Source organism: Enterococcus avium (assembly GCF_002891025.1).
Classification (GTDB): Bacteria; Bacillota; Bacilli; order Lactobacillales; family Enterococcaceae; genus Enterococcus_A; species Enterococcus_A avium.
Genome location: NZ_NBSL01000003.1, coordinates 1,095,698 through 1,116,528, shown reverse-complemented (window position 1 = coordinate 1,116,528; position 20,831 = coordinate 1,095,698). Strand labels below are relative to the sequence as shown.

Annotated in this window: 17 protein-coding genes, 1 pseudogene and 1 riboswitch; of the genes and pseudogenes, 12 read left to right on the top strand and 6 right to left on the bottom strand. The window is 39.0% G+C overall.

Annotation, left to right across the window (positions count from 1 at the left end; all coding sequences use genetic code 11):
* The first annotated feature begins 317 nt into the window (after nucleotides 1-317).
* From AUF14_RS20935 to AUF14_RS20900, 8 genes are all read left to right on the top strand, one after another.
* On the top strand, nucleotides 318-953 hold the full coding sequence (locus tag AUF14_RS20935) for a pentapeptide repeat-containing protein (protein WP_070504977.1): 636 nt from the start codon (nucleotides 318-320) through the stop codon (nucleotides 951-953).
* Nucleotides 954-1,649, top strand: a complete 696-nt coding sequence (locus tag AUF14_RS20930; RefSeq protein ID WP_070504976.1) for an alpha/beta hydrolase — start codon at nucleotides 954-956, stop codon at nucleotides 1,647-1,649.
* Between the two features lie 186 nt (nucleotides 1,650-1,835).
* A riboswitch (M-box (ykoK) riboswitch) is annotated at nucleotides 1,836-2,004 on the top strand.
* A 112-nt stretch (nucleotides 2,005-2,116) separates the two neighbouring features.
* Nucleotides 2,117-3,265, top strand: coding sequence for an FtsW/RodA/SpoVE family cell cycle protein (locus AUF14_RS20925; protein ID WP_070504975.1), 1,149 nt, complete (start codon nucleotides 2,117-2,119; stop codon nucleotides 3,263-3,265).
* Nucleotides 3,237-4,376: an FtsW/RodA/SpoVE family cell cycle protein gene (locus tag AUF14_RS20920; RefSeq protein ID WP_083291852.1), complete on the top strand. Its 1,140-nt coding sequence runs from the start codon at nucleotides 3,237-3,239 to the stop codon at nucleotides 4,374-4,376. The genes AUF14_RS20925 and AUF14_RS20920 overlap by 29 nt, the downstream gene beginning before the upstream one ends.
* A gap of 14 nt (nucleotides 4,377-4,390) precedes the next feature.
* Nucleotides 4,391-5,968 carry a phosphatase PAP2/LCP family protein gene (locus AUF14_RS20915; protein ID WP_070504974.1) on the top strand — a complete coding sequence of 526 codons (1,578 nt, stop codon included), beginning with the start codon at nucleotides 4,391-4,393 and terminating at the stop codon, nucleotides 5,966-5,968.
* A gap of 103 nt (nucleotides 5,969-6,071) precedes the next feature.
* Nucleotides 6,072-6,920, top strand: coding sequence for a sulfite exporter TauE/SafE family protein (locus AUF14_RS20910; protein WP_102866635.1), 849 nt, complete (start codon nucleotides 6,072-6,074; stop codon nucleotides 6,918-6,920).
* Nucleotides 6,920-7,276: a DUF1634 domain-containing protein gene (locus AUF14_RS20905; RefSeq protein WP_070504973.1), complete on the top strand. Its 357-nt coding sequence runs from the start codon at nucleotides 6,920-6,922 to the stop codon at nucleotides 7,274-7,276. Before AUF14_RS20910 ends, AUF14_RS20905 begins: the two co-directional genes overlap by 1 nt.
* 165 nt (nucleotides 7,277-7,441) lie before the next feature.
* The gene (locus AUF14_RS20900; RefSeq protein ID WP_102866634.1) at nucleotides 7,442-8,758 is read left to right on the top strand and encodes an ISL3 family transposase; all 1,317 of its coding nucleotides are present in this window, start codon (nucleotides 7,442-7,444) and stop codon (nucleotides 8,756-8,758) included.
* Nucleotides 8,759-8,844: 86 nt separating this feature from the next.
* Here AUF14_RS20900 and AUF14_RS20895 read toward each other — a convergent pair whose 3' ends face one another.
* From AUF14_RS20895 to AUF14_RS20880, 4 genes are all read right to left on the bottom strand, one after another.
* Complete coding sequence (locus tag AUF14_RS20895) at nucleotides 8,845-9,831, bottom strand: polyprenyl synthetase family protein (protein WP_048721799.1); 987 nt, start codon at nucleotides 9,829-9,831, stop codon at nucleotides 8,845-8,847.
* A 13-nt stretch (nucleotides 9,832-9,844) separates the two neighbouring features.
* Nucleotides 9,845-10,393 carry a Gx transporter family protein gene (locus tag AUF14_RS20890; protein WP_016178261.1) on the bottom strand — a complete coding sequence of 183 codons (549 nt, stop codon included), beginning with the start codon at nucleotides 10,391-10,393 and terminating at the stop codon, nucleotides 9,845-9,847.
* A gap of 11 nt (nucleotides 10,394-10,404) precedes the next feature.
* Nucleotides 10,405-10,818: a NusG domain II-containing protein gene (locus AUF14_RS20885; protein WP_034875886.1), complete on the bottom strand. Its 414-nt coding sequence runs from the start codon at nucleotides 10,816-10,818 to the stop codon at nucleotides 10,405-10,407.
* Nucleotides 10,819-10,957: 139 nt separating this feature from the next.
* Entirely contained in the window at nucleotides 10,958-12,904 is a 1,947-nt protein-coding gene (locus AUF14_RS20880) for an FAD-dependent oxidoreductase (protein ID WP_070503384.1), read from the bottom strand.
* A 255-nt stretch (nucleotides 12,905-13,159) separates the two neighbouring features.
* Between AUF14_RS20880 and pplA the strand changes: the two genes are divergently transcribed.
* From pplA to menA (AUF14_RS20860), 4 genes and pseudogenes are all read left to right on the top strand, one after another.
* Nucleotides 13,160-14,056 carry an extracellular electron transfer flavoprotein PplA gene (gene pplA, locus AUF14_RS20875; protein ID WP_070503380.1) on the top strand — a complete coding sequence of 299 codons (897 nt, stop codon included), beginning with the start codon at nucleotides 13,160-13,162 and terminating at the stop codon, nucleotides 14,054-14,056.
* Nucleotides 14,057-14,599: 543 nt separating this feature from the next.
* Nucleotides 14,600-15,625: an FAD:protein FMN transferase gene (locus AUF14_RS20870; RefSeq protein ID WP_369906299.1), complete on the top strand. Its 1,026-nt coding sequence runs from the start codon at nucleotides 14,600-14,602 to the stop codon at nucleotides 15,623-15,625.
* A gap of 1 nt (nucleotide 15,626) precedes the next feature.
* The gene (gene menA / locus AUF14_RS20865; protein WP_070503375.1) at nucleotides 15,627-16,574 is read left to right on the top strand and encodes a 1,4-dihydroxy-2-naphthoate polyprenyltransferase; all 948 of its coding nucleotides are present in this window, start codon (nucleotides 15,627-15,629) and stop codon (nucleotides 16,572-16,574) included.
* A 73-nt stretch (nucleotides 16,575-16,647) separates the two neighbouring features.
* Nucleotides 16,648-17,633: pseudogene (menA, locus tag AUF14_RS20860) on the top strand (1,4-dihydroxy-2-naphthoate polyprenyltransferase).
* A 37-nt stretch (nucleotides 17,634-17,670) separates the two neighbouring features.
* Here menA (AUF14_RS20860) and AUF14_RS20855 read toward each other — a convergent pair.
* Nucleotides 17,671-19,101 carry a basic amino acid/polyamine antiporter gene (locus AUF14_RS20855; RefSeq protein ID WP_016178268.1) on the bottom strand — a complete coding sequence of 477 codons (1,431 nt, stop codon included), beginning with the start codon at nucleotides 19,099-19,101 and terminating at the stop codon, nucleotides 17,671-17,673.
* A gap of 503 nt (nucleotides 19,102-19,604) precedes the next feature.
* Complete coding sequence (locus AUF14_RS20850) at nucleotides 19,605-20,792, bottom strand: IS110 family RNA-guided transposase (RefSeq protein WP_002297293.1); 1,188 nt, start codon at nucleotides 20,790-20,792, stop codon at nucleotides 19,605-19,607.
* Between the last annotated feature and the right edge of the window lie 39 nt (nucleotides 20,793-20,831).

The following is a 20,831-nucleotide window of genomic DNA, read 5'->3' as shown; positions in this document are numbered from 1 at the left end:
TTGCTTCTAATAAAAGAAAAAGGGCGATTGAGGGTAGAGATTTTTGTATGAATGTGGGAAACTGTAAGCAGTCCTGAATGAGGACAGATGTAGCTGTAAATTTTTAGCATTAGAAGAATGATCTATGGTGTAATTCCATTACTTTAAAATGAACAAGGATGTCAGTTCTGCTTTTTGCAGTGTCTAAGAATGCAAGAGAAAAACGTGCTTCTGAGGATGATCACAAATGAGCGGTTTAGCAGAATGATATACGGCGAGAAACTGAAATTAATTTTTGATAAAAAATTAATACTTTAAATTGAACAAGGAGCAAGGCAATGAAAAAGAATTATCCTGCACCACCGATTTTACCGAAAAATTTCTCTGAGGATTTTTACTTGGAAGATGAAGCAACCATTGAGGATGTCCATGGCACGGATTTTGATTATAGTTATTTAACCTGTGAAAATTTAGTGTTACGTCGTTCGATTTTAGAGAAAATCACGATGCAGCGGACTAAATTATATCGATTTGAAGCGAGTAATGTAATTTTTAAGAATTGTGATTTCTCAAATCTGGAATGGATCGGTGGCAGCTTTCATCAGGTTATTTTTGAAAGCTGTAAATTGACTGGTTGTAATTTCGCAGAGAGTTATTTAAGGGATTGTCAGTTCAAGGATTGTGTGATTAACTTCGGCTCATATAGTGCGACGAATTTAAAAAATGTCGCCTTTGAAAATTGTCAAATGACGGACAGCGAATTCTTTGAAGTAACTTGGAAGCATTTATTCTTGTCCAATAACGAATTGGATAATAGCAACTGGATGCGGACAAAACTATCTGGATTGGATCTTACTACGAATCAATTTAGCAAGATAGCTTTTTCGATGGAGCATCTAAAAGGATTGAAAGTGAATTCTTATCAAGCTATGACCATTGCGGCTGGATTAGGTTTACAAATTGAGGAGGCTTAAATGAAAAGAGAAAAAAAGAATATCAAAAAGATTCCTGTTATTTGTTGGGGAGAACCAAGCGATGAGATAATCTTAGCATTTCACGGCGATCAATCTCATAAGGAAGATACCGTCATTCAATTGTTGGCTGAGATTGCCACACAAAATGGATATCAAGTTTGGAGCTTTGATCTGCCAGAACACGGCGACCGAAAGGGAGTTGACTATGCGTTAAACCCGCAAAATGTTGTAGCCGATGTGAATAAAATTTTGCATGAACTGGAAGAGCAAACAAAAACATTTTCGTTATTTGGCTGCAGTATAGGGGCCTATTTTGGTATGTTAGCGTGTCAAAATAAACCGATCGAACACAGTCTCTTCCTATCACCAATCGTTGATATGCAGGAATTGATCGAAAATATGCTGCTTTGGTCGGGATTAACCAAAGCCGATCTGCAACGGGAAAAGATTATCGAAACGCCGATCAAGACACTGGAATGGGACTACTATAAGTATGTTGTTGAGCATCCGATTAATTGGACAGCTCCAACAAAAATTCTTTATGGCAGCAAAGATAATCTGACCTCAAGAGCAACGATTGAAAAGTTCTCTGAAACACCCAATAGTTCATTAACTGTTTTTAACGAAGGAGAGCATTTCTTCCATACGACAAAGCAGTTGCAGGTTTATCAGGAATGGTTGAAAAAGAGTATTTAAAAGAAGTATCCTAGTTAATTTTAGCTAGGATACTTTTTTTCGATTTGAATATCATAAAAAGAATATTTTTCCTAGTAAATTTTTAGTAAAGGATTTCATAAGCGATTTTAAAGATGACGTAAGGTATGACGATTTTTTTTGCTATTTACGTATAAAAAAAGTAGTATTCTTTGTGAAAGTAAATATAAGTAAACTTGTTAGGTGAGGCTCCTAAACAAATATAAGCTATTGCGCAGAAACGTCGAAAGACGCCAATGTGTAAAACAGGAATTGTCGGATTAAGGCTTTTCATAAAATAGCTAAGAAGGAATTCTTTACGTTGTTTAGTGCTAAAACTCAGACGATGAGATTGATTGTGTGAGACACCAGACTTGTTAGTTTTTTTGCTAACGTTTGGTGTTTTTTTTAGGTTATTTACTGTGGACTCTCTCGTCTCAAACAATTACTTGATGAAGGGAGAGCTATACATGATAAAAAAAAGAAAGATCGATTGGCTATTGTTGCTACCTTATTTGGGAGTTAGTCTAATCGGTCTTTTAATTGTCTTCAGTGCGAGCTCCTATCGCCTGATGGCTGAAGGAGAAAACCCGTTAACATTATTTAGCAAGCAAGCGATTTTTATTGGGCTGAGTTGGTTACTTATTGCGTTCATTTTTCATGTGAAAAGCAATGTTTTGACAAAGGGAATACTAGCAAAAGGATTGCTAGTGATCGGGTTGGTTAGTCTGCTGCTGGCAAAAATAGCGGGCGTCAGCATTAATGGTGCACAGAGATGGGTGTCTATATTAGGAATCCAATTCCAGCCATCGGAAGTGACAAATGTTGCATTAATTCTTTATTTAGCTTACTTTTTCCGAGTGAAACGGACACGACATGAAATGTTGGTTCCTTGTGGCCTTGTCTTACTTAGTGGATTATTGATTTTGCTCCAGCCAAAGGTAACGGGTGCAATTATTATTTGGGGGATCGCATTAATAATCATAACTACTGCGCAATTACCATATCAGTTGTCGGTGATTCTCTTTCTAACGATTTTTATGGGGATTGTTTTGACAGGCGGCATGATTCTTTTTCTGGGTAGTCATCATCTATTGCCTGAATTGTTCGCTCATACTTATGATCGTATTCGATTAGTCAGAGATCCATTTTTAGATCCTTATGGAAAAGGATTTCAAATGAGCAATTCCTATTATGCTCTTTATAATGGCGGCTTCTTTGGTCGAGGTCTAGGAAATAGTATCACCAAAAAGGGCTATCTTCCAGTTGCCGAAACGGATTTTGTGTATTCGATTTTGGTTGAAGAGTTAGGCGTGATTGTTGGGTTATTCGTATTGGCGTTGCTTTTTTTGATTGCGCTTCGTCTATTTGTATTGGCATCGAAGGAAGGCAACCAGCAAGTTAGTTTGATTTATTTCGGTGTGGGAAGTTTGTTATTGTTCCAAACAAGCATCAATATCGCAAGTATTTTAGGCTTGATACCCATGACGGGTGTGCCTCTGCCTTTTATTAGTTATGGCGGAACTAGCTATTTGATTCTTTCTGCAGCTCTTGGTATCTGCTTAAAATTATCTTCGGAGGTCCAAACACATGATGAAACGTTTGAGCAACGAATTTAATTATTCTCTATTTTTACCGCTTTTCTTGTTTTATCTAATTAGTATCGGTATTCAATCATTGGCAGCTGAGCTGGATGGTATCGATGTGAAAAGTGTAATGATGAAACAGATTCTTTTTTGCTTGCTTTCATTAGCGGCAATGGGGATAGTGAGTCGCATTACAACGTCTCATTTATTGAAATATGCCCCGCTTTTTTATGTTCTTTCATTGGGCTTGATGGCTCTTTTATATTGGTTTCATGACCCGGCTATGTTTGCGGTGACAAATACGAAACGGTGGCTGCGAATCGGTGGATTTTCTTTTCAGCCTTCAGAATTAATGAAGCTTAGTTTTATTCTTTTTATGGTTCGACTAACATTGATCGACGAAATGAACCAGCCGCAACGAAGCTTGAGAAATGATCTTGGCTATATAGGGAAAATCTTACTATATAGTTTACCGACGTTTTTACTGATGTTTATGCAGCGAGATTTTGGCACAAGTTTGGTCTTTATTGCGATCTTAGGGGCGTTATTTGTTATTTCTGGTGTTCACTGGAAAATTCTTGTTACGATCACTGGCGCAGCTGCAGCTTTAGGAAGTACGTTACTGATTTTAGTATTTAGCGAGTGGGGAAATAAACTGCTTTATTGGCTGCATTTTAAGACGTATCAATTAGACCGGGTTCGAGCGTGGGTCGATCCCTTTCAATATCGCGATTCCATCGCGTATCAACAAGTACAGAGTCTTTATGCGATTGGCTCTGGCGGATTATTTGGACGAGGGGAAGGACAAGCGTCAGTTTATGTTCCTGTTCGGGAATCGGATATGATTTTTACAGTCGTTGGAGAGAGCTTCGGCTTTATTGGAGGAACCTTGGTTATTTTTCTCTATTTCTATTTGTTTTATCAAATCCTTTACGCAGCAATCAATACGAATAATAAAGCGAACTTATATATTGCCGCCGCTTTTGTTTTTAGTTTACTGTTCCAAATTTTTGAAAATATCGGAGCGGCAATCGGCATACTGCCGTTAACGGGTATCCCATTGCCGATTTTGAGTCAAGGGGGAACATCCTTAATTGTTCTAGGTATAGGTTTTGGGATCATGATGGGGTTTAAGAAAAATTGAATGGAGAGACAAACATGAATATGCGAAAAACCTTTTTGCTAAGTAGCGTGAGTGCGTTGCTCATAGTATTTCTTTTTACCATGGCAGTTGTACTGAATGCGCAATGGCTGACTCATTTAGATCAGCTATTCATTCAATATCGATTGCCTGATATTTTGGCAGTAACAACTTTTGTGGGTGTGATTGCTAAATTCGCTACGATTGGTCCAATGCTTGTAGTTTTTAGCCTCATTAGTATTTTTTTACTGCGAAGCAATTTTAAAGCGTTGACTATTTGGTGTCTTGGAAATCTGATCCTTATAAGTGGAATAGGATACTTGCTGAAACAGCTCATCCAACGATCGCGGCCTGATCAGATACAATATATCTCACGCTCTTCGTATAGTTTTCCTAGTGGGCATTCGCTTTTGGTCATGACGTTCGTGTGTTCCGTATTACTGAATTATTTTTTTATAGAAAAGAAGCCGCCGTTAATAATAAAATCGTTATTAATCTTTTTACTGATAACTATTACAGGCGGCAGAATTTATTTAGGCGTACATTTCTTTAGCGATATTATTGCTGGACTCTTTCTTGGTGGAGGAATTACTTTTGGCACAGCCAGTCTTTTTTACCCCTATTTACGACAAAATAGTTCAGTGGATCACAAATCTAAATTTTTACCATGGCAAAAGGTGCTGTTAAGCATCTTGGCAATGTTAGTTGTACTTGCTGCGGGTGTAAGTGTTTTTGCTTTAAAAGTTTACCAGGGTTCACAAAAAATGGCGGATTCAATGTATTCTCCGATTGAACGAGAGAAAAAGCAAAAGTCACCAGCAGCTTCCGAGCCGATGAGTATTTTAATTTTAGGAATTGCCAACGATGCGAAGAGAAAGACAGATTTTCGAGCGAACACAATCATGGTAGCTACTCTGAACAATCAACTGAATAAAGCAACGCTTATAAGTATTCCGCGAGATTCCTTTGTTGAAATTGTGGGAGCGGACTATGAGGACAAAATCAATCATGCGCATTCGATTGGAGGACCAGAAATGATAATGGATACAGTAGAAAAATTTTTGGACATTCCGATTCATCATTATGTCTCGGTAAATATGGATGGTCTGCAGACATTAGTAGACGCAGTCGGAGGTGTTACTGTAGATAATGATTTTGCTTTTTCAGCTGAGGGAATTGACTATCCCAAAGGAAAACAACATTTGAACGGTTGGGAAGCCTTGCAGTATTCACGGATGCGATACGAAGACCCAACCGGAGATTATGGTCGTCAAGGAAGGCAACGCGAAGTGATGGAATTATTGATCAATAAGCTGCTTTCGGCGAAAAGTATTTTTAGTTATCAGAAAATTTTAGATGGAATTGGAGAAAACGGAAAGACGGATCTAACCTTTCATCAAATGCAGACTATTTTGACTGGTTATCATTCTTGTCTGACGGAGATTGATAGTCAGCAGATACAAGGAGAAGGCTTTATCGGTGATGGATTCACAGGTGAAGAGGGTATTTCTTATCAAAAGATTCCACAAGAAGAATCGGATCGGGTAAAGAAGCTCTTGCATAAGCAATTAGCTTTAGAAGAAAGTAAACAATGATTCATTTTAGTGATTTCATCTATTTGAATTTTAAATTTATTGATCTAAATTTTCTAATTAAAAAATAATTTGCGCTATAATAGCAACAGGAAGGCGGGAAATTATGCTTAGTCAAATAGGTTTATTACTTGTAGTTGGAATGTTGGCAGGAATATTAGGGTCAATCTTGGGAATCGGCGGAGGAATTATTTTAACGCCTTTTTTGACGTTAGTGATGGGCTTGGACATTCAGTATGCGATCGCTGCTAGCATTGTCTGTGTGATTGCAACAAGTTCTGGTGCAACGATCGCTTATCTGAAGGATGACATGCTGAATTTACGAGTCGCGATGTTTTTAGAGATTGCGACAACGATCGGAGCCATTGTTGGCGCCTTGCTTTCGGGAGTGGTTCCGACGGGGTTTCTATTTATTTTGTTTGGTGGCTTTTTATTGTTTTCCGTATTGAATATGATTCAAAAATTACGCGGTAAAACAGATAAAACGATCAATAAAACGGCAGGCGATTCGCTGGCTGAAAAGTTAAAGCTGAATGGTTCATACTATGATAAGGTGCTGGATAAACAAATTAATTATCAAGTAGAGAAGGTGCCAGGAGGCTTTGCTATGATGTTTGGAGCTGGAATTGCTTCAGGATTATTGGGTATCGGAAGCGGTGTTTTTAAGGTAACGGCAATGGATACCATCATGAAAATGCCCTTAAAGCCATCAAGTGCCACCAGTAATTTGATGATGGGTGTGACAGCGGCGGCTTCTGCGATGGTTTATTTTTTCAGTGGGGCCATCTTGCCACAAATTGCGGCGCCGTTAGCCTTGGGTGTGTTAGTTGGAGCAACGGTAGGCTCTAGGATTATGACACGACTTAAACCAATTGTGATTCGAATGATTTTTATCCCAATTCTATTGTTTATGGGACTTCAAATGGTTCTGCGAGGATTCGGGGTGATTCTGTAATGGAAAACAAAGAGGAAATGTTGAAAATCGAACGTTCTATCGGTTATATTCTGAGAATTGGAGTAATTGTTTCTGCTACGATTATTCTGATTGGCATGATTTTATTATTCTTTCAACCAGCTACCGGTCAAGTGCCACTGAATAGTTTGACACTGATTATGCATGAATTGGTTCAATTAAACGGAGAAGCGTTTGTTATGTTGGGGCTTTTTTGCTTGATTTTAACACCCGTCTTACGAGTAGTGGTATCAATCTTTGCATTTGCGAAGGAAAAGGATTATTTGTATGTTTTCATTACGATCATTGTGCTGATTGTCTTAATTATCGGTATGAGTTTTGGTTTAGTCGAAAAATAAATAGTAAAAAATCCGACGAACAATACATGTTGGTCGGATTTTGGTTCTATAATATTTAGTGTTGTTACTCTTTCTGAGTGAGAACACCAAGTATTTTTTTATACAAAAAGACATTTGGTTGTCCTATAATTAAATCGCTGAACCCAATCATAGGAGGCGAACCAAATGTCCAGTATTAAGAATATCAAATATAAAGATAATTGCCTAGACAAAACTATCAAACAAATCCTAAATATTCATGATTCCAATATTACTTTTCCTAAAGACGCCGTCTCAAAAGAAAAAGTCCATAACAGAATGGCCACCGTCTTTACTGGTCGACTGAGCTATCCGTCTCCTCGGTGTGAGTGTTGCGGATACGACTCCGTCATCCATCATGGCTACAAAGATAGCTGGATTCAATTACTCCCTTATCAAGAGGTGTCTACCTATCTTCATCTCTATAAACAACGGTTTTATTGTAAACAGTGTCACCATACCTTTTCAGCTAAAACCTATTATGTCGCAGAAAACTGTTATCTCTCCCAAGCGCTCAAGTTTGCGATCGCTGTTGATTTAAAGAAGAAAATTTCGATGAAAGATATCGCTCAACGTTACTTGGTTTCCGCTAAAACGGTCGAGCGGGTCTTGGATTCTTTTTTTGAAGAACCACGACTGAAGCCCAATTACTTACCCAAACATCTCTTGATTGATGAATTCAAAGGAACTAAGGACTGTCAGGGCGCCATGTGTTTTATTCTCAGTGACGCGGATACGGGGAAAATCTTTGATATTTTAGAGGATCGAAGAAGCTTCAAGCTGATCGCCTATTTCATGCGCTTTACTTATCACGCACGGAAAAACGTTTCTCATGTCGTGATGGATATGAATGCGGGCTATGATTCTGTGACAAAGGTCGTTTTCCCAAATGCTCGGATCTCTATTGATCGGTTCCATGTAATCCAACAACTCAATCGTGCGTTTAACAAACAACGGATAAAAACCATGAATCACTTGAAAAAGAGCGACCCGCAAGCCATGAAAAAGTATCGCAAGCTTAAGAAATATTGGCGAACCATTCTGAAGAAAAATAGAAAAATCAATTATTCTTCGCTCAAACAATACCCGCTTTTCCAACGGAAATACCTGACGGAATCGGAAGTATTGGACTATTTATTATTGATTGACGAGCACTTACGGACAAGCTATGATGTGTATCAAAATTTGTTGGATGCCTTTGATGCTAAAGATTATAAAGACTTTTACGAACGCATTGATCACTTACCTCCGATGCTTGATCCAGCATTTAAAAAAGCGATTCTTTACTTAAATAAACACAAACAAGCGATTATCAATGCGTTAAAATACCCCTATTCGAACGGAAAACTTGAAGGGAAGAATAACTTGATTAAAGTGATCAAGAGAGTGGCATTCGGTTTTAGAACCTTTCGCCACCTTCGTATGCGAATTCTGATTCAACAGAATCTTTGCGACATTATTTGAACAAAAAGAAAAAAGGAAACGCCGAAGCATTTCCTTTCAGTGATTTAATGAAAACAACACGATTTGACTTAGAGCCCGGATTTTTACTAGCTTTTCCGTGATAAAATTTGGCTGGTCAGACGTTCTAATTTTTCTTTTGTGTTGAAATAGTTGTCTGGTAGTTTTCGGATATCCTTTAGTGCTTGTTCAGTATACTCGGTTGCCAGCTGCTGTGCGTAGTCTACGCCACCTAATTCTTGAACCAAACGCTGTACCTGCAAGGTATCTTCAACAGTCATCTGCTTTTGTTTTTCTAAGTAAGGACGTAATTGACTGTTATCTTGATTGAGCGCATAAATCAACGGCAGGGAATAAACGCCTTGACGTACATCTTCTAGGACGGGTTTACCTAATGTGGCAGCGTCTGCTTGATAGTCCAATAAATCGTCCATAATTTGAAAGGCGATTCCGATGTTATGACCAATCATGCCAGCCTTTTTAGCAAAGCGTTCACTATTGCCGCTTTCAAAGGCACCAACTGAACAGCTTAAGGCAAAAAGCTCTGCTGTTTTTCCTGAAATATTCTCCAAATACTCTTCAACAGTTTGATCAAGTTTGTAGCGATCATCCATTTGTCCTAACTCGCCATCGAGAATTTTTTCCATACTGCGAGAGTTCAGCTGCAGACTCTTTAGTGAGGTTGAGTAGTCGGATAATAATTTAAAACAGCAGATAAATAAATAATCTCCAGCGTAAACGGCGGTATCGTTACCAAAGGTGGAACGAATCGTCGGTAATCCGCGGCGTAATTCAGATTCATCCACGATATCGTCATGAATCAGGGTGGCCGTATGGAGCATTTCGATGGAAGCCGCTAAAGAGGTGGCTTTCTTTTCATCTTGTTCTGGACCAAATTGAGCAAACAGCAGCTGGTAAGCAGGGCGCAAAAGCTTGCCACCAGCATGGATCATATCCAACACAGCCGATTCGACTTTTTTATTTTTTAATTTCACCACATCCTCCATTAATTGGAGGGTCGTGGTTAACTGCTTAGCAAGATCAGGATAATCTTGCCACATGGGATGAAGTTTCATTTTGGCTATCCTTCTAATCCTTTTTCAGATTTTTTTTCGATTCATAATCTAATTGGAATTTTTGCAATGCACGTACGTGAACTAACAAATAATTACCGGCGATACCAATGACGATACCGGCAAGAATGCCAAGTAGGGACATAACTGGCAAATAAAGCATAACGGTCCAAGATTGCGCGATCCAGCTGGCGACGAAGAGCTGGCCAACGTTATGGAGAAAACCGCCGGCAGCGCTGATTCCGATGATGCTAACACGTTTAGGTCCAAGACTCTTCACTAGAAGCATACCGAAGTAGCTCAACAATGATCCGCTCATGCTATATAAAAAGGTTGAGATGGTTCCGCCTAAAAGGGTTGTTAGAATCAGACGCATCCAAATCAAACGAAAACTGTCTCTTTTGGGCATCGTAAAAATCGCAACGATGGTGATTAAATTGGCGAGTCCTAGTTTTGCCCCAGGTGCGAAGGCGAAGGGGGAAGGAAACATATTTTCAATCAACCCCAAGATGACACCCTGGGCTACTAGGAGTGCTATGTAAATTAATTTTTGTGTTTTATTCATAGTAAAAGCAGCTAATAGATGACACTGCCGGGTTCCCCTCCGTCTGAGGATTTGATTTCAATTAATAATTTGTGAGGCAAACAAACAATCGTTTCACCTGATTGGTCGATCCAGCCGCGACGTACACAGATTTGGTCACCGCAGTTCGCCTCTTTAATCCGAATTCGACCTTCTTTGATTTCAATCAAATTATAGTCGCCATCCTTATCTTCGTAGCGATAAGTGTAGCTCTGTGACTTATCTGAAAGATCAAAGGTCTTGATTTCTTGTCCATCAACAGAAAGAACCGCCTCTTGCATTGGACTGGCAGTGCGATTGAGACTAAAGACCACAACGGGAGCAAAAGAGAGCACGACTAGAATGAGAACGATGATGCCATCCCAAGGCCGCAGCAAACTATTTTTTGCAAAATCCTTCAGCTTCAAATTATACACCTCATTTATCCTCACTTGAGCATTTCATACTAATGTTTGGTTCTTTTTCTTATCATAACATAAAGAAAGTTCTAAAGAGAAAATCAAGCCCTTTAGAACTTTCCTTCACTATTCGTCAAATAAATTTGACTTATTTTTTTCCGTAGATTGATCTTGGTGTTCCATACCACCATTTTCCGACAGTTCGTTGAATCCAAGGAATCACCCAGCGATCAAGACCAAGCGCTCGACCAGATCCGTTCATCAAAGCAAACGCTACGAAGATAAACCAAATGTTTACCCAGAAGAACATACCAGATAGACAGAAAACTACGGTTAAACCAATCGTTGCAGCACTTGCTAACCAAGTGAATAGTCCGAAGATTAAGGCTAATGCAATACCAATCTCAACAAAAGTCATAAATTTTTGCATAAATAATGCGACGTCTCTATTTGGCATCATGAATTCCATGATATTTGAAAACCAGTGAGGCATTTTTTCAAAAACCGGCATTGGATTTTCACCAAAAGCATAACTGAAACCAAAATGTGTCGCAGCAGTAGCAGCCGCGTCAGTCGCGCCGCCAGCCGCTCCAGTTGCTGCGGTCGTTGCTTCAGCTGCGTGTGATCCAGCTGCGGATGCGCCCGTTGTTACTTGCTCTTGCAACCAAGGGAAGGGGAAGACAACATTGTCAGTAAACCATGAGCCGCTTCCAAACCAAGAGCTTGGATTCAAATAGCTGCCGTCGCCGACAACTTTTTTTGAGGCTTCGATTAGCCACATAGAGCCATAGAAGACCCGTAATGGAACACTCCACAATACGTTTCCGTAACGAGAAGAATGTCCGCGAGTTACGTTGCGGTCGTTCTTGATGTGGAAAAATTCGTGCATCATGTATTGGAACATGTAGTAGCCTGAACGAATCGTAAAGAAGTACAGCAGATTGACTAAATGTTTAACCACGATCGCTAAGAAGCCTGATAGATGGATTTTATCCATCAAATTAGCAACGCCCCATTTAGATCCAATTGAAACCATAAATCCTTGATAATTACTCTTAAATTCGTGTTTCGGTGTGTTCTTGATTTTCGCTACAATATTAGCAGCTGCTGTATGTCCAGTTTGTTCAGCAGCTTGAACTATTTGCGGGGTTGGCTTGCCATCGTTGTTTTCTTCGTAATGAACCAAGTCACCGATGATATAGATATCTTTGTCCTCATAACCCTTTGCCTGCATGTATTCATTGGCGTACAAGCGTTGACCGCGGGCAGCTTCCAAACCGAAATCCGCCGCATCGGAGGTTCCTTTGACACCAGCAGTCCAAATCAAAGTGTTTGTTGGAATTTGCGAACCATCTTTTAGGACGATGTAATCAGCAGTTACCTCAGTAATTGGAGCACCTTTCTTCAGTTGAATACCTTTTTTCATCATGAAACGCTCTGCTTTTTCCGCGTCTTTACGGTCTAGCATATTTAGGATAGTAGGAAGGGCTTCAACAACCATTAGAGTAAACTCTTCAGGGCGTAATTTGTGTTCCTTAGCTAAAACAGTCTTCCATTCCATTAATTCGCCGATCATTTCGATTCCGGTAAAACCAGAACCACAAACCACAAAAGTGAGCATAGCACGGCGAGTAGCTTCATCGGGCTCCAAGGCAGCTTTTGCTACGGTATCTTCAATGTGTTTTCTGATCTTAATTGCATCTTCCATTGACCATAAGGTAAAGCCGTGTTCTTTAACACCAGGTGTACCAAAATCATTTGGTTCGCCGCCCATACCGATGATTAATTGATCAAAAGGGTATTTGCCTAATTTGGTTTTGACGATTTTTTTCTCTTTATCGATACCAATAACAGTATCTGTAACTAATGAAACATTTTTCTGACGAGCAAATAACCGCTGTAAATCGTATTGGACTGCGTCTGGTTCTACGCGTCCGCCAGCTACTTCATGTAATTCGGTCATCATTGTATGGTAAGAGTGACGATCGATCAAGGTGATCTCAACATCATCTTTTTTTAGCTTTTTGGCCATGAACTTCGTTGCTGAAACACCTGCATACCCTGCACCCACAACAACAATTTTCTGTTTTGCCATTGATAATCCGCTCCTTCTAAATGATAATGACTGCACAATTATAATAAATTGATAATACCTGAACAATCGACTACATTATACATATAGTTCATTTTTTTGTCTATGAGAACTATTCTAAAGTAATATTAACGGTTTTCTGATAATATGATTAAAAAACAATAGTTATATATAGTATTTGATGTACAAAAACGTAGGGATGTTTTAGAATGATTTTGTTTAAAGAATCACAAAAAAATAAAAAGGTGGAGTTTAATCATGAAAATGAAAAAAATCGTATCTGGATTTGCAGTGGTAGCTTTTTCTACACTAGCGTTAGCTGCTTGTGGCGGAAATGATGATAAAGATACAGCAGCTAGTTCTTCAACAAGCTCTTCTGAGGCAGTTAAACCAGCGGAAAAAGTAGCAGGTGGGGATTTAAAAGATGGTACCTACAAGCTTGAAGAAAAAAATTATGCAAACGGCTACCGTGTTGTTTTTGATATGACCGTTAAGGATGGAAAGATCACGAAATCTAACTACGATTATCTAAATGAAGACGGGAAATCTAAAAAAGATGACGCGGATTACGAAAAGAACATGAAAGAAAAAACAAAAACAGGTCCTAAGGAATACATTCCAGAATTGAACAAATCTTTAGAACAAACACAAAATCCAGATGCAGTTGAAGTAGTAACAGGTGCCACTCATTCAAGTGAAAACTTCAAAAACTATTCTCAACAATTAGTCCAAGCAGCTCAATCTGGCGATACGAAAACAATTGAAATCGACAATGGCGCTGATCTGAAAGATGGCACTTACAAGTTAGAAGAAAAGAATTACTCAAATGGCTACCGTACAATCTTCAGCATGACTGTAGCTGGCGGAAAAATTACTGAATCTAACTTTGATATGGTAGACAAAGACGGCAAATCTAAAAAAGATGATGCGGACTACGAAAAGAATATGAAAGCTAAAAGCGGTGTTGGTCCAAAAGAATATATCGAACAATTAAACAAAGGTTTAGTTGAAAAAGGTGCTCCTGCAGATGTTGAAGTGGTAACAGGCGCGACACATTCTTCACACGCATTCCAAACATACGCTGCACAATTAGTAAACGCAGCTGAAAAAGGCGACACAACTGCAATTCAAGTTGATAACATCGTCACTAAATAATAATTCCTTTATTTTAGGGAATCTTAGAAGAGCTGGGGTTTCCCCAGCTCTTTTTTTCAGTCCAACTTTTCGCAGTTATAAATCAATAGTAGATTGAAAAAATCTTTATTCTTTAAAGTAATAGTACAGTGTAGTTGGATGATATGTCAGCGAACTTAAAAATAAATTTTGTCAAAAATTTATTTCCTAAGATAAGAGATGACTTGCTAGTTTTGTTTTTGGCAGTTTATGTGAATCAAGGTCAGGTTAACAGAGGATAGTAAAAAAACGGTTGAACTGTTTAGCAAAATAGTATGCGTGCCGAAAATCCGACTCATTTTTCAAGGGTTTGGAAAAATGATTTCATTCAAATGAGGCAGCTTTCAGTCCAACTTTTCGCAGTTATTCATAAATAATCGATAGTAATCAGGAATTTAGCTGTTTTTAAATAAATCAACATAGAAAATTTGTCTTAAACACGCTATGATAAGGTGACAAAATTTTGAATACAAAGGAAGTAGCGAAGTGAAGAAAAGAATAGTGATCATGACTTTCGGGTTATTGATGGTTCTGCTGACAGCTTGCGGCAGCAACAAACCAAAAATAAATGAAAAGCCATATGAAGATAAGCAATTTTTAATGGGTACATATGTCCAAATGCGTATTTATGATGATGGAAAGGAAGCTGCTCTGAAACCGGCTTTCAAGCGAGTGAAGGAGCTGGCAGATAAGATTACGGTTAATCAAGAGGGGTCAGAGATTGACGCAGTCAATAAAGAGGCTGGGGTAAAGCCAGTCAAAGTGACAGATGACATGTTCTTTCTATTAAAGGAAGCTTATAAATATAGCCAAGATTCAAAAGGCGGATTCGACATGGCGATTGGTCCAATTACATCGATGTGGCGGATTGGTTTCCCCGATGCGCGTAAGCCGGCTCAAAATGAGATTGATCAAGCCTTGAAGCTGGTTAATTATCATGAGGTCGAATTCAACGATGAGAATAAGACTGTCTTTTTGAAAGAAAAAGGTATGAAATTAGACTTAGGGGCAATTGCAAAAGGCTATATCACCGATGAAGTCGTCAAGGTTTTGAAAGAAAACGACGTAACGACGGCGATTATTGATCTTGGAGGCAATGTTTATGTTATGGGTCATAGTCCGCGGGGAAATCAAAAAGAAGATTGGACAGTCGGAATTCAAGATCCGAATCAAGCACGGAATGTTGTATTAGGAAGTGTGCCAGAAAGTAATATGTCACTGGTAACATCTGGGATATATGAACGCTATCTAGAGGCGGATGGGAAAACTTATCATCATTTGTTCAATCCAAAGACTGGCTATCCTTTTGACAACGATATCGCCGGTGTAACTATTGTTTCGAAAAAATCAATCGATGGCGATGGCTTATCTACTGCGGTCTTTTCGATGGGGGTCAAAGAAGGCCTGAAATATGTAGAGGGCTTAAAGGATACAGAAGCGATCTTTGTTACGCGAGACGATAAGGTTTATGTCACAGCTGGATTGAAGGATATTTTTGAATTAAATAAAGAGGCTGGCTATAAAATGGGCAATGATAAGGATCTGAAATAATATGACAAGAAAGATTTTTTTTGATCTAGTAGAAATTCGAACGAAATTGGCAAGCTTCTTTCCTTTTTTAATTGCTGTGCTGTTTACGAATACGTATTTCCATTCGTTTCATTGGGGGAAGACGCTCTTTTTCTTCTTTGGCATGATTGCTTTTGATATGGCGACGACGGCGATTAATAACTATATGGATTTCCGCAAAGCCCATTCGGAAGAGTATAAATATCAAGAAAATATTATCGGAAAAGCTCAACTTTCGGAGCGAACGGTTGTAATGATTATTTTTGGATTGATTGGGTTTTCAGCCATTGTTGGGATCACATTAGCGATTCAAACTGGCTGGCTGTTGCTGGTGATGGGCTGTGCCTGCTGTTTTATCGGAGTCTTTTATACCTTTGGTCCGATCCCGTTGTCTCGCATGCCGCTGGGCGAAGTCTTTAGCGGTGTGACGATGGGGCTGGGAATCTTTGCTATCACGGTTTATTTGAACACGTATGATAAGAAGCTTTTTTTCATGGAGCTGGATTTGCAACATTTTGCGATTACTGGGAGTACAACGGCGGCGTTGGCGGTTGTCTGGGCGTCAATTCCATTAATAGCCACAATCGCAAACATTATGTTGGCGAACAATCTTTGTGATCTGGAACAGGATATTGAAAATCATCGCTATACATTATCTTTTTATTTAGGTAAAAAGAATGCGGTGATCTTGTTTAATCTCTTAATGTATGGTTCTTATCTGGCGATCGTGATCGGTCTAATCACAGGTATCTATCAATGGCCGATTCTGATAACGTTCTTGAGTTTGCTAAAGGTCTATCCACAAACCAAAGCGTTTACTAAAGAGCAAATTAAACACAAGACCTTTGCAATGTCGATTAAAAATTTAGTCGCCTTTAATGGCAGCTATGCATTAGGACTATTAGTCACATTGTTTTGGCAGCTTATCTGATAAATCGGATGTCCCGCCCCTATAATTATGAGGCGGGTCTGCTTGTTGAAAAATAATGAACGAGGGATTATTTATGGATAGTACGAAGAAGGTAAAAGCTACGCAGCAAAAAATGACCAAAGAACATTTCTTTGAACTTGTGCAAATTCGTACAAAGTTTGCCGGAATCTTTCCTTTTGTGATTGCTGTTTTATTTACTAACACGTATTTTCATTCCTTTCATCCGGGAAAAACCTTTTTTTCTTTTTCGAGATGTTTGCGTTTGACTTGGCAATCACTGCAATCAATAATTATATGGATTTTAAAAAGGCTCATTCGGAGATTTACAAATATGAAGAAAATCTGATTGGACGAGAAAATTTGTCGGAAAAACAGATACAGCGTTTGATTATAGGACTAGTGGGTTTCGCGGCAATTGTTGGATTGATCTTAGTCGTTCAAACTGGCTGGATGCTGTTGCCAATGGGAGCAGCGTGTTTTTTTGTCGGCGTGTTTTATACGTATGGTCCGATCCCGCTTTCGCGCATGCCTTTAGGTGAGATTTTTAGCGGAGTTACTGAAGGGTTGGGAATTTTTGCTATTACGATTTATCTAAATACCTATGATCAACGCCTTTTTTACATGGAACTGGATTTCAATCATTTTGCGATCACTGGCAATACTATGGCGGTACTGGCAGTGATTTGGGCAGCATTACCGCTAATCTTGACAATCGCCAATATCATGCTGGCAAATAATATCAGTGATCTAGCGCAGGATATCGAAAATCATCGGTATACATTGCCCTTTTATATTGGGCGAGAGTGGAGTGTGAGGCTGTTCAATATTTTGATGTACAGCTGCTACGGAGCAATCCTTGTTGGTTTGATCATTGGTATTTATCAATGGCCGATTCTGCTGACATTTATCAGTCTGTTTAAAGTAGTACCACAAACTCAAATTTTTACTAAGGAACAAATCAAGCACAAAACATTTCCGATGGCGGTGGAAAATCTGATCGTATTTAATAGCTGTTACGCGTTGGGACTATTAGTAACCATGATTTTACAATTTATATAGAAAAAAAAACCGGTGATCCGAAATCACCGGTTTATTTTTATCCTAATTGAATCAGAAAAACGATTAAACTAATCAGACCTAACCCTGTCACGATTGCAAAAAGCAGCTTATCTCGTTTGGTGGTAAAAACTGGTCGATGATAGGTATGACTGTTCCACAGCCAAAAGACCATGCCTAAGGCGTAAATGCCAATACAGTAAAGCAGGTTTAGCGCTCCTGAGGAATACAGCATATAAATTCCGTAAATGATCCCGCCAATGGCTAGAAATTGCTGCCCTTTATGTTTTTTTCCTTTGGCAATTTGCCATAAGAAAGCAGCAGATAAGACGTAAGGGACGAGTACCATCGTTGTGGCTGTGTCTGTCACAGCCTGGAAGGCATCCATTGCCCAACGAGAGATCATGAAGACGATCTGCATGATAACACCATTTAATACTAAGGCGTTAACTGGCGCATTTTGTTTGTTGGCTTTTCCAAGGAAAGCTGGGAACATTTTGTCCTGTGCTGCATCAAAGGAAATCTCTGCAGCCAAAATTGTCCAAGAAATCCATGCGCCTAAAACGGAAATAATGACACCAATATCAATCATACTAGCTGCCCAAGCACCAGAAGAGGCTCGAAGGACACCGCTTAAAGAGGGACTTGGAAGATTAGCCAATTGCTCCTGCGGTAATGATCCAAAGCTTAGCATTACGATTAATACGTAGATTGCTAAGGTTGTTGCATACCCAATCAAGGTTGCTCGTCCGACATCCCGTGCACGTTTTGCTCGCCCAGATAATACTACCGCGCCTTCGATCCCAACGAAAACCCACATAGTTTGCAGCATCGCATGTCGAACTTGGGTTGGGACAGAGCCTAATTGTTTACCGTTCAGCATCATATTTTTAGCAAAGACATCGATTGAAAAGGTTTGATACTTAAAATGAACGAACAAAAGAAAAATCGCCATTAAAATCGGAATAACTTTTGCACTGGTAGCGATCGTATTCAAAATGCTGGCAGTCCGAATTCCGCGAGCGACTAAAAAGATTACACCCCAAATCATGAAGGTTCCTAAAAGCAATCCGATTTGTCCACCAGAGCCGCCGATGGAGGGGATGAATTTGCTTAACGCATCTAAAAATAAAATGACAAAGGAAACATTTCCGATAATATTGCTTAGCCAATAGCCCCAAGCGGAGTTAAAGCCAATATAATCGCCAAATCCGTCTTTGGCGTAATAGTAGATTCCGCCGATAATTTCAGGCTCTTCCTTTGAAAGGGTCTGAAAAACCTTAGCGATGAAGAAAACACCGACACCGGTAATCAGCCATGCAAGCAAAGATGCAACAACGCCAGCGGATTGTGAAATACTGCTAGGTAGATTGAAGACGCCGCCGCCAAGCATTGAACCGATAACGATCATACTTAAGCCCAATAAACTTAATTCTTTCGTATGCTTATCAGGTGGTTGATTCTGTTCCATAAATTTACCTCTGTTTTAGATTCATGTTTTTTATCTCAATAAAAATATTTTCGCTAAATGTTTCAAGAAAGGGGAAAGCCGAAATTGAATTTTTTGAGACACACTTCTTCTATCTAAGCATACTCAGTTGAAAATAACCATTAGGAGGGAATAAAACTAACGGTTAAAAGATTAAAGAATTGACATTTATTTTTAATCTAAATCGAGGATAAACACGGCGGAAAACAGTCTGGTAGAACAAATTGCCGTTACTAGAGAAACTAGCTATGTTATTGTTAACAGTTTTTTATGATGCTCGAATGAAGTAAATGATTCATATAGGCGCAAGTTACTACAGAAACAGGAAGGATAATACCTGTCTAGCGGTAATTTTTATAGAGAGACTAACTATATAGAGTCAAGTAAAAATTAGCCAAATCAAAAAATATTTTATAACAGATAATTCCGAAAAAAGGGTACAACAAATAAGCTTCTTACCATTAGTTTTTTTGAATGTTCAATAGCTAATCAGAAACAATTATATAAGGCTCGTTTTTAGTCAAAATAGCATGAATCACGTAACAAAGCTTACGAGAAACCGCACCTAAGGCAGTTAGATGATGTTTTCCTTCGGAAACTTTTTTCTGGTAAAACGCACTAAAAACAGGATCACATTGAGAAGCTACTAAAGCCGCCGAAAACAAGGCTTTTCGCAAATATGGAGACCCTCGTTTACTCATAACATTATGCGTTGCCTCATATTGCCCTGATTGTGTCACGGAAGCGTCTATCCCAGCGTAAGCAACGAGTTTTTTCGGGTTAGAAAATTTTTGAATATCTCCGATCTCACCAAGAATAGTCGCACCGTTTATAGGACCAATTCCAGGAATTGTGAGAATAACAGAATTTAAAGTGTCCATTATGTGCTTGATTTCTCTTTCCGTTTCCTTTATTTGGCTTTCAATGAATTTTAATTGTTCAATCATTGAACGTAGTTGGAAGGTGAACGCTTCTTGAGCAAATTTTACTCCAAAGGAGTTAGAAGCTGCTTGCTTCAATTGGTCCGCTTTTTCTGCCTTGATTCGGTTCCTGCTTAACTCAGCTAAGTATTGGGCCAAAGTTTCTGAGGAAATGTTTTCTAAGTCGATCGGGGCACTAAACGCCAGCAATAACTCTTTAGAAGCTTTTCCGAAAACGCCCTGCTTGGTAAAAATCGTCGCGTATTCTGGAAAGACTTGATCCAATACGGCTATAATTTTTCTTTTGAAGTCGCTCGCTGTACCTACTAAATAAGTTCGGTAACGAGAAAGTTGTTTCAAAGAAAAAACATTTTCATCGGATAAGACCGTTTCGACAAATGAGCCATAGCGCATTAAGTCAGCAATCAAAACAGAATCAATAATATCGTTTTTTCGTTTCCGTATTTCTGTACCTTTACGCCATCCGTCTGTTTGAAGGGGATTCACAACGTGAATCAAATAATCTGATTCGTGAAGGTATGAAAAGATGGACAGCCAATAGTGCCCCGTGGCTTCCATCCCTATAACAAAGTCACTGGGTGCTCCGGAATAGTCGACCATTCGCTCAATTAATGACTCTGCTCCTTCAGTGGTGTTAGGAAATGAAAAACCTTTTAGTAATACCTTTCCTTCCTCGTTCATGATAGAAGCAACGTGAGTGCGTTTACCGATATCAATGCCTAAAAAGTACATGTATATCTGACCTTTCAAAAAAAGAATTTTGGATTGAAA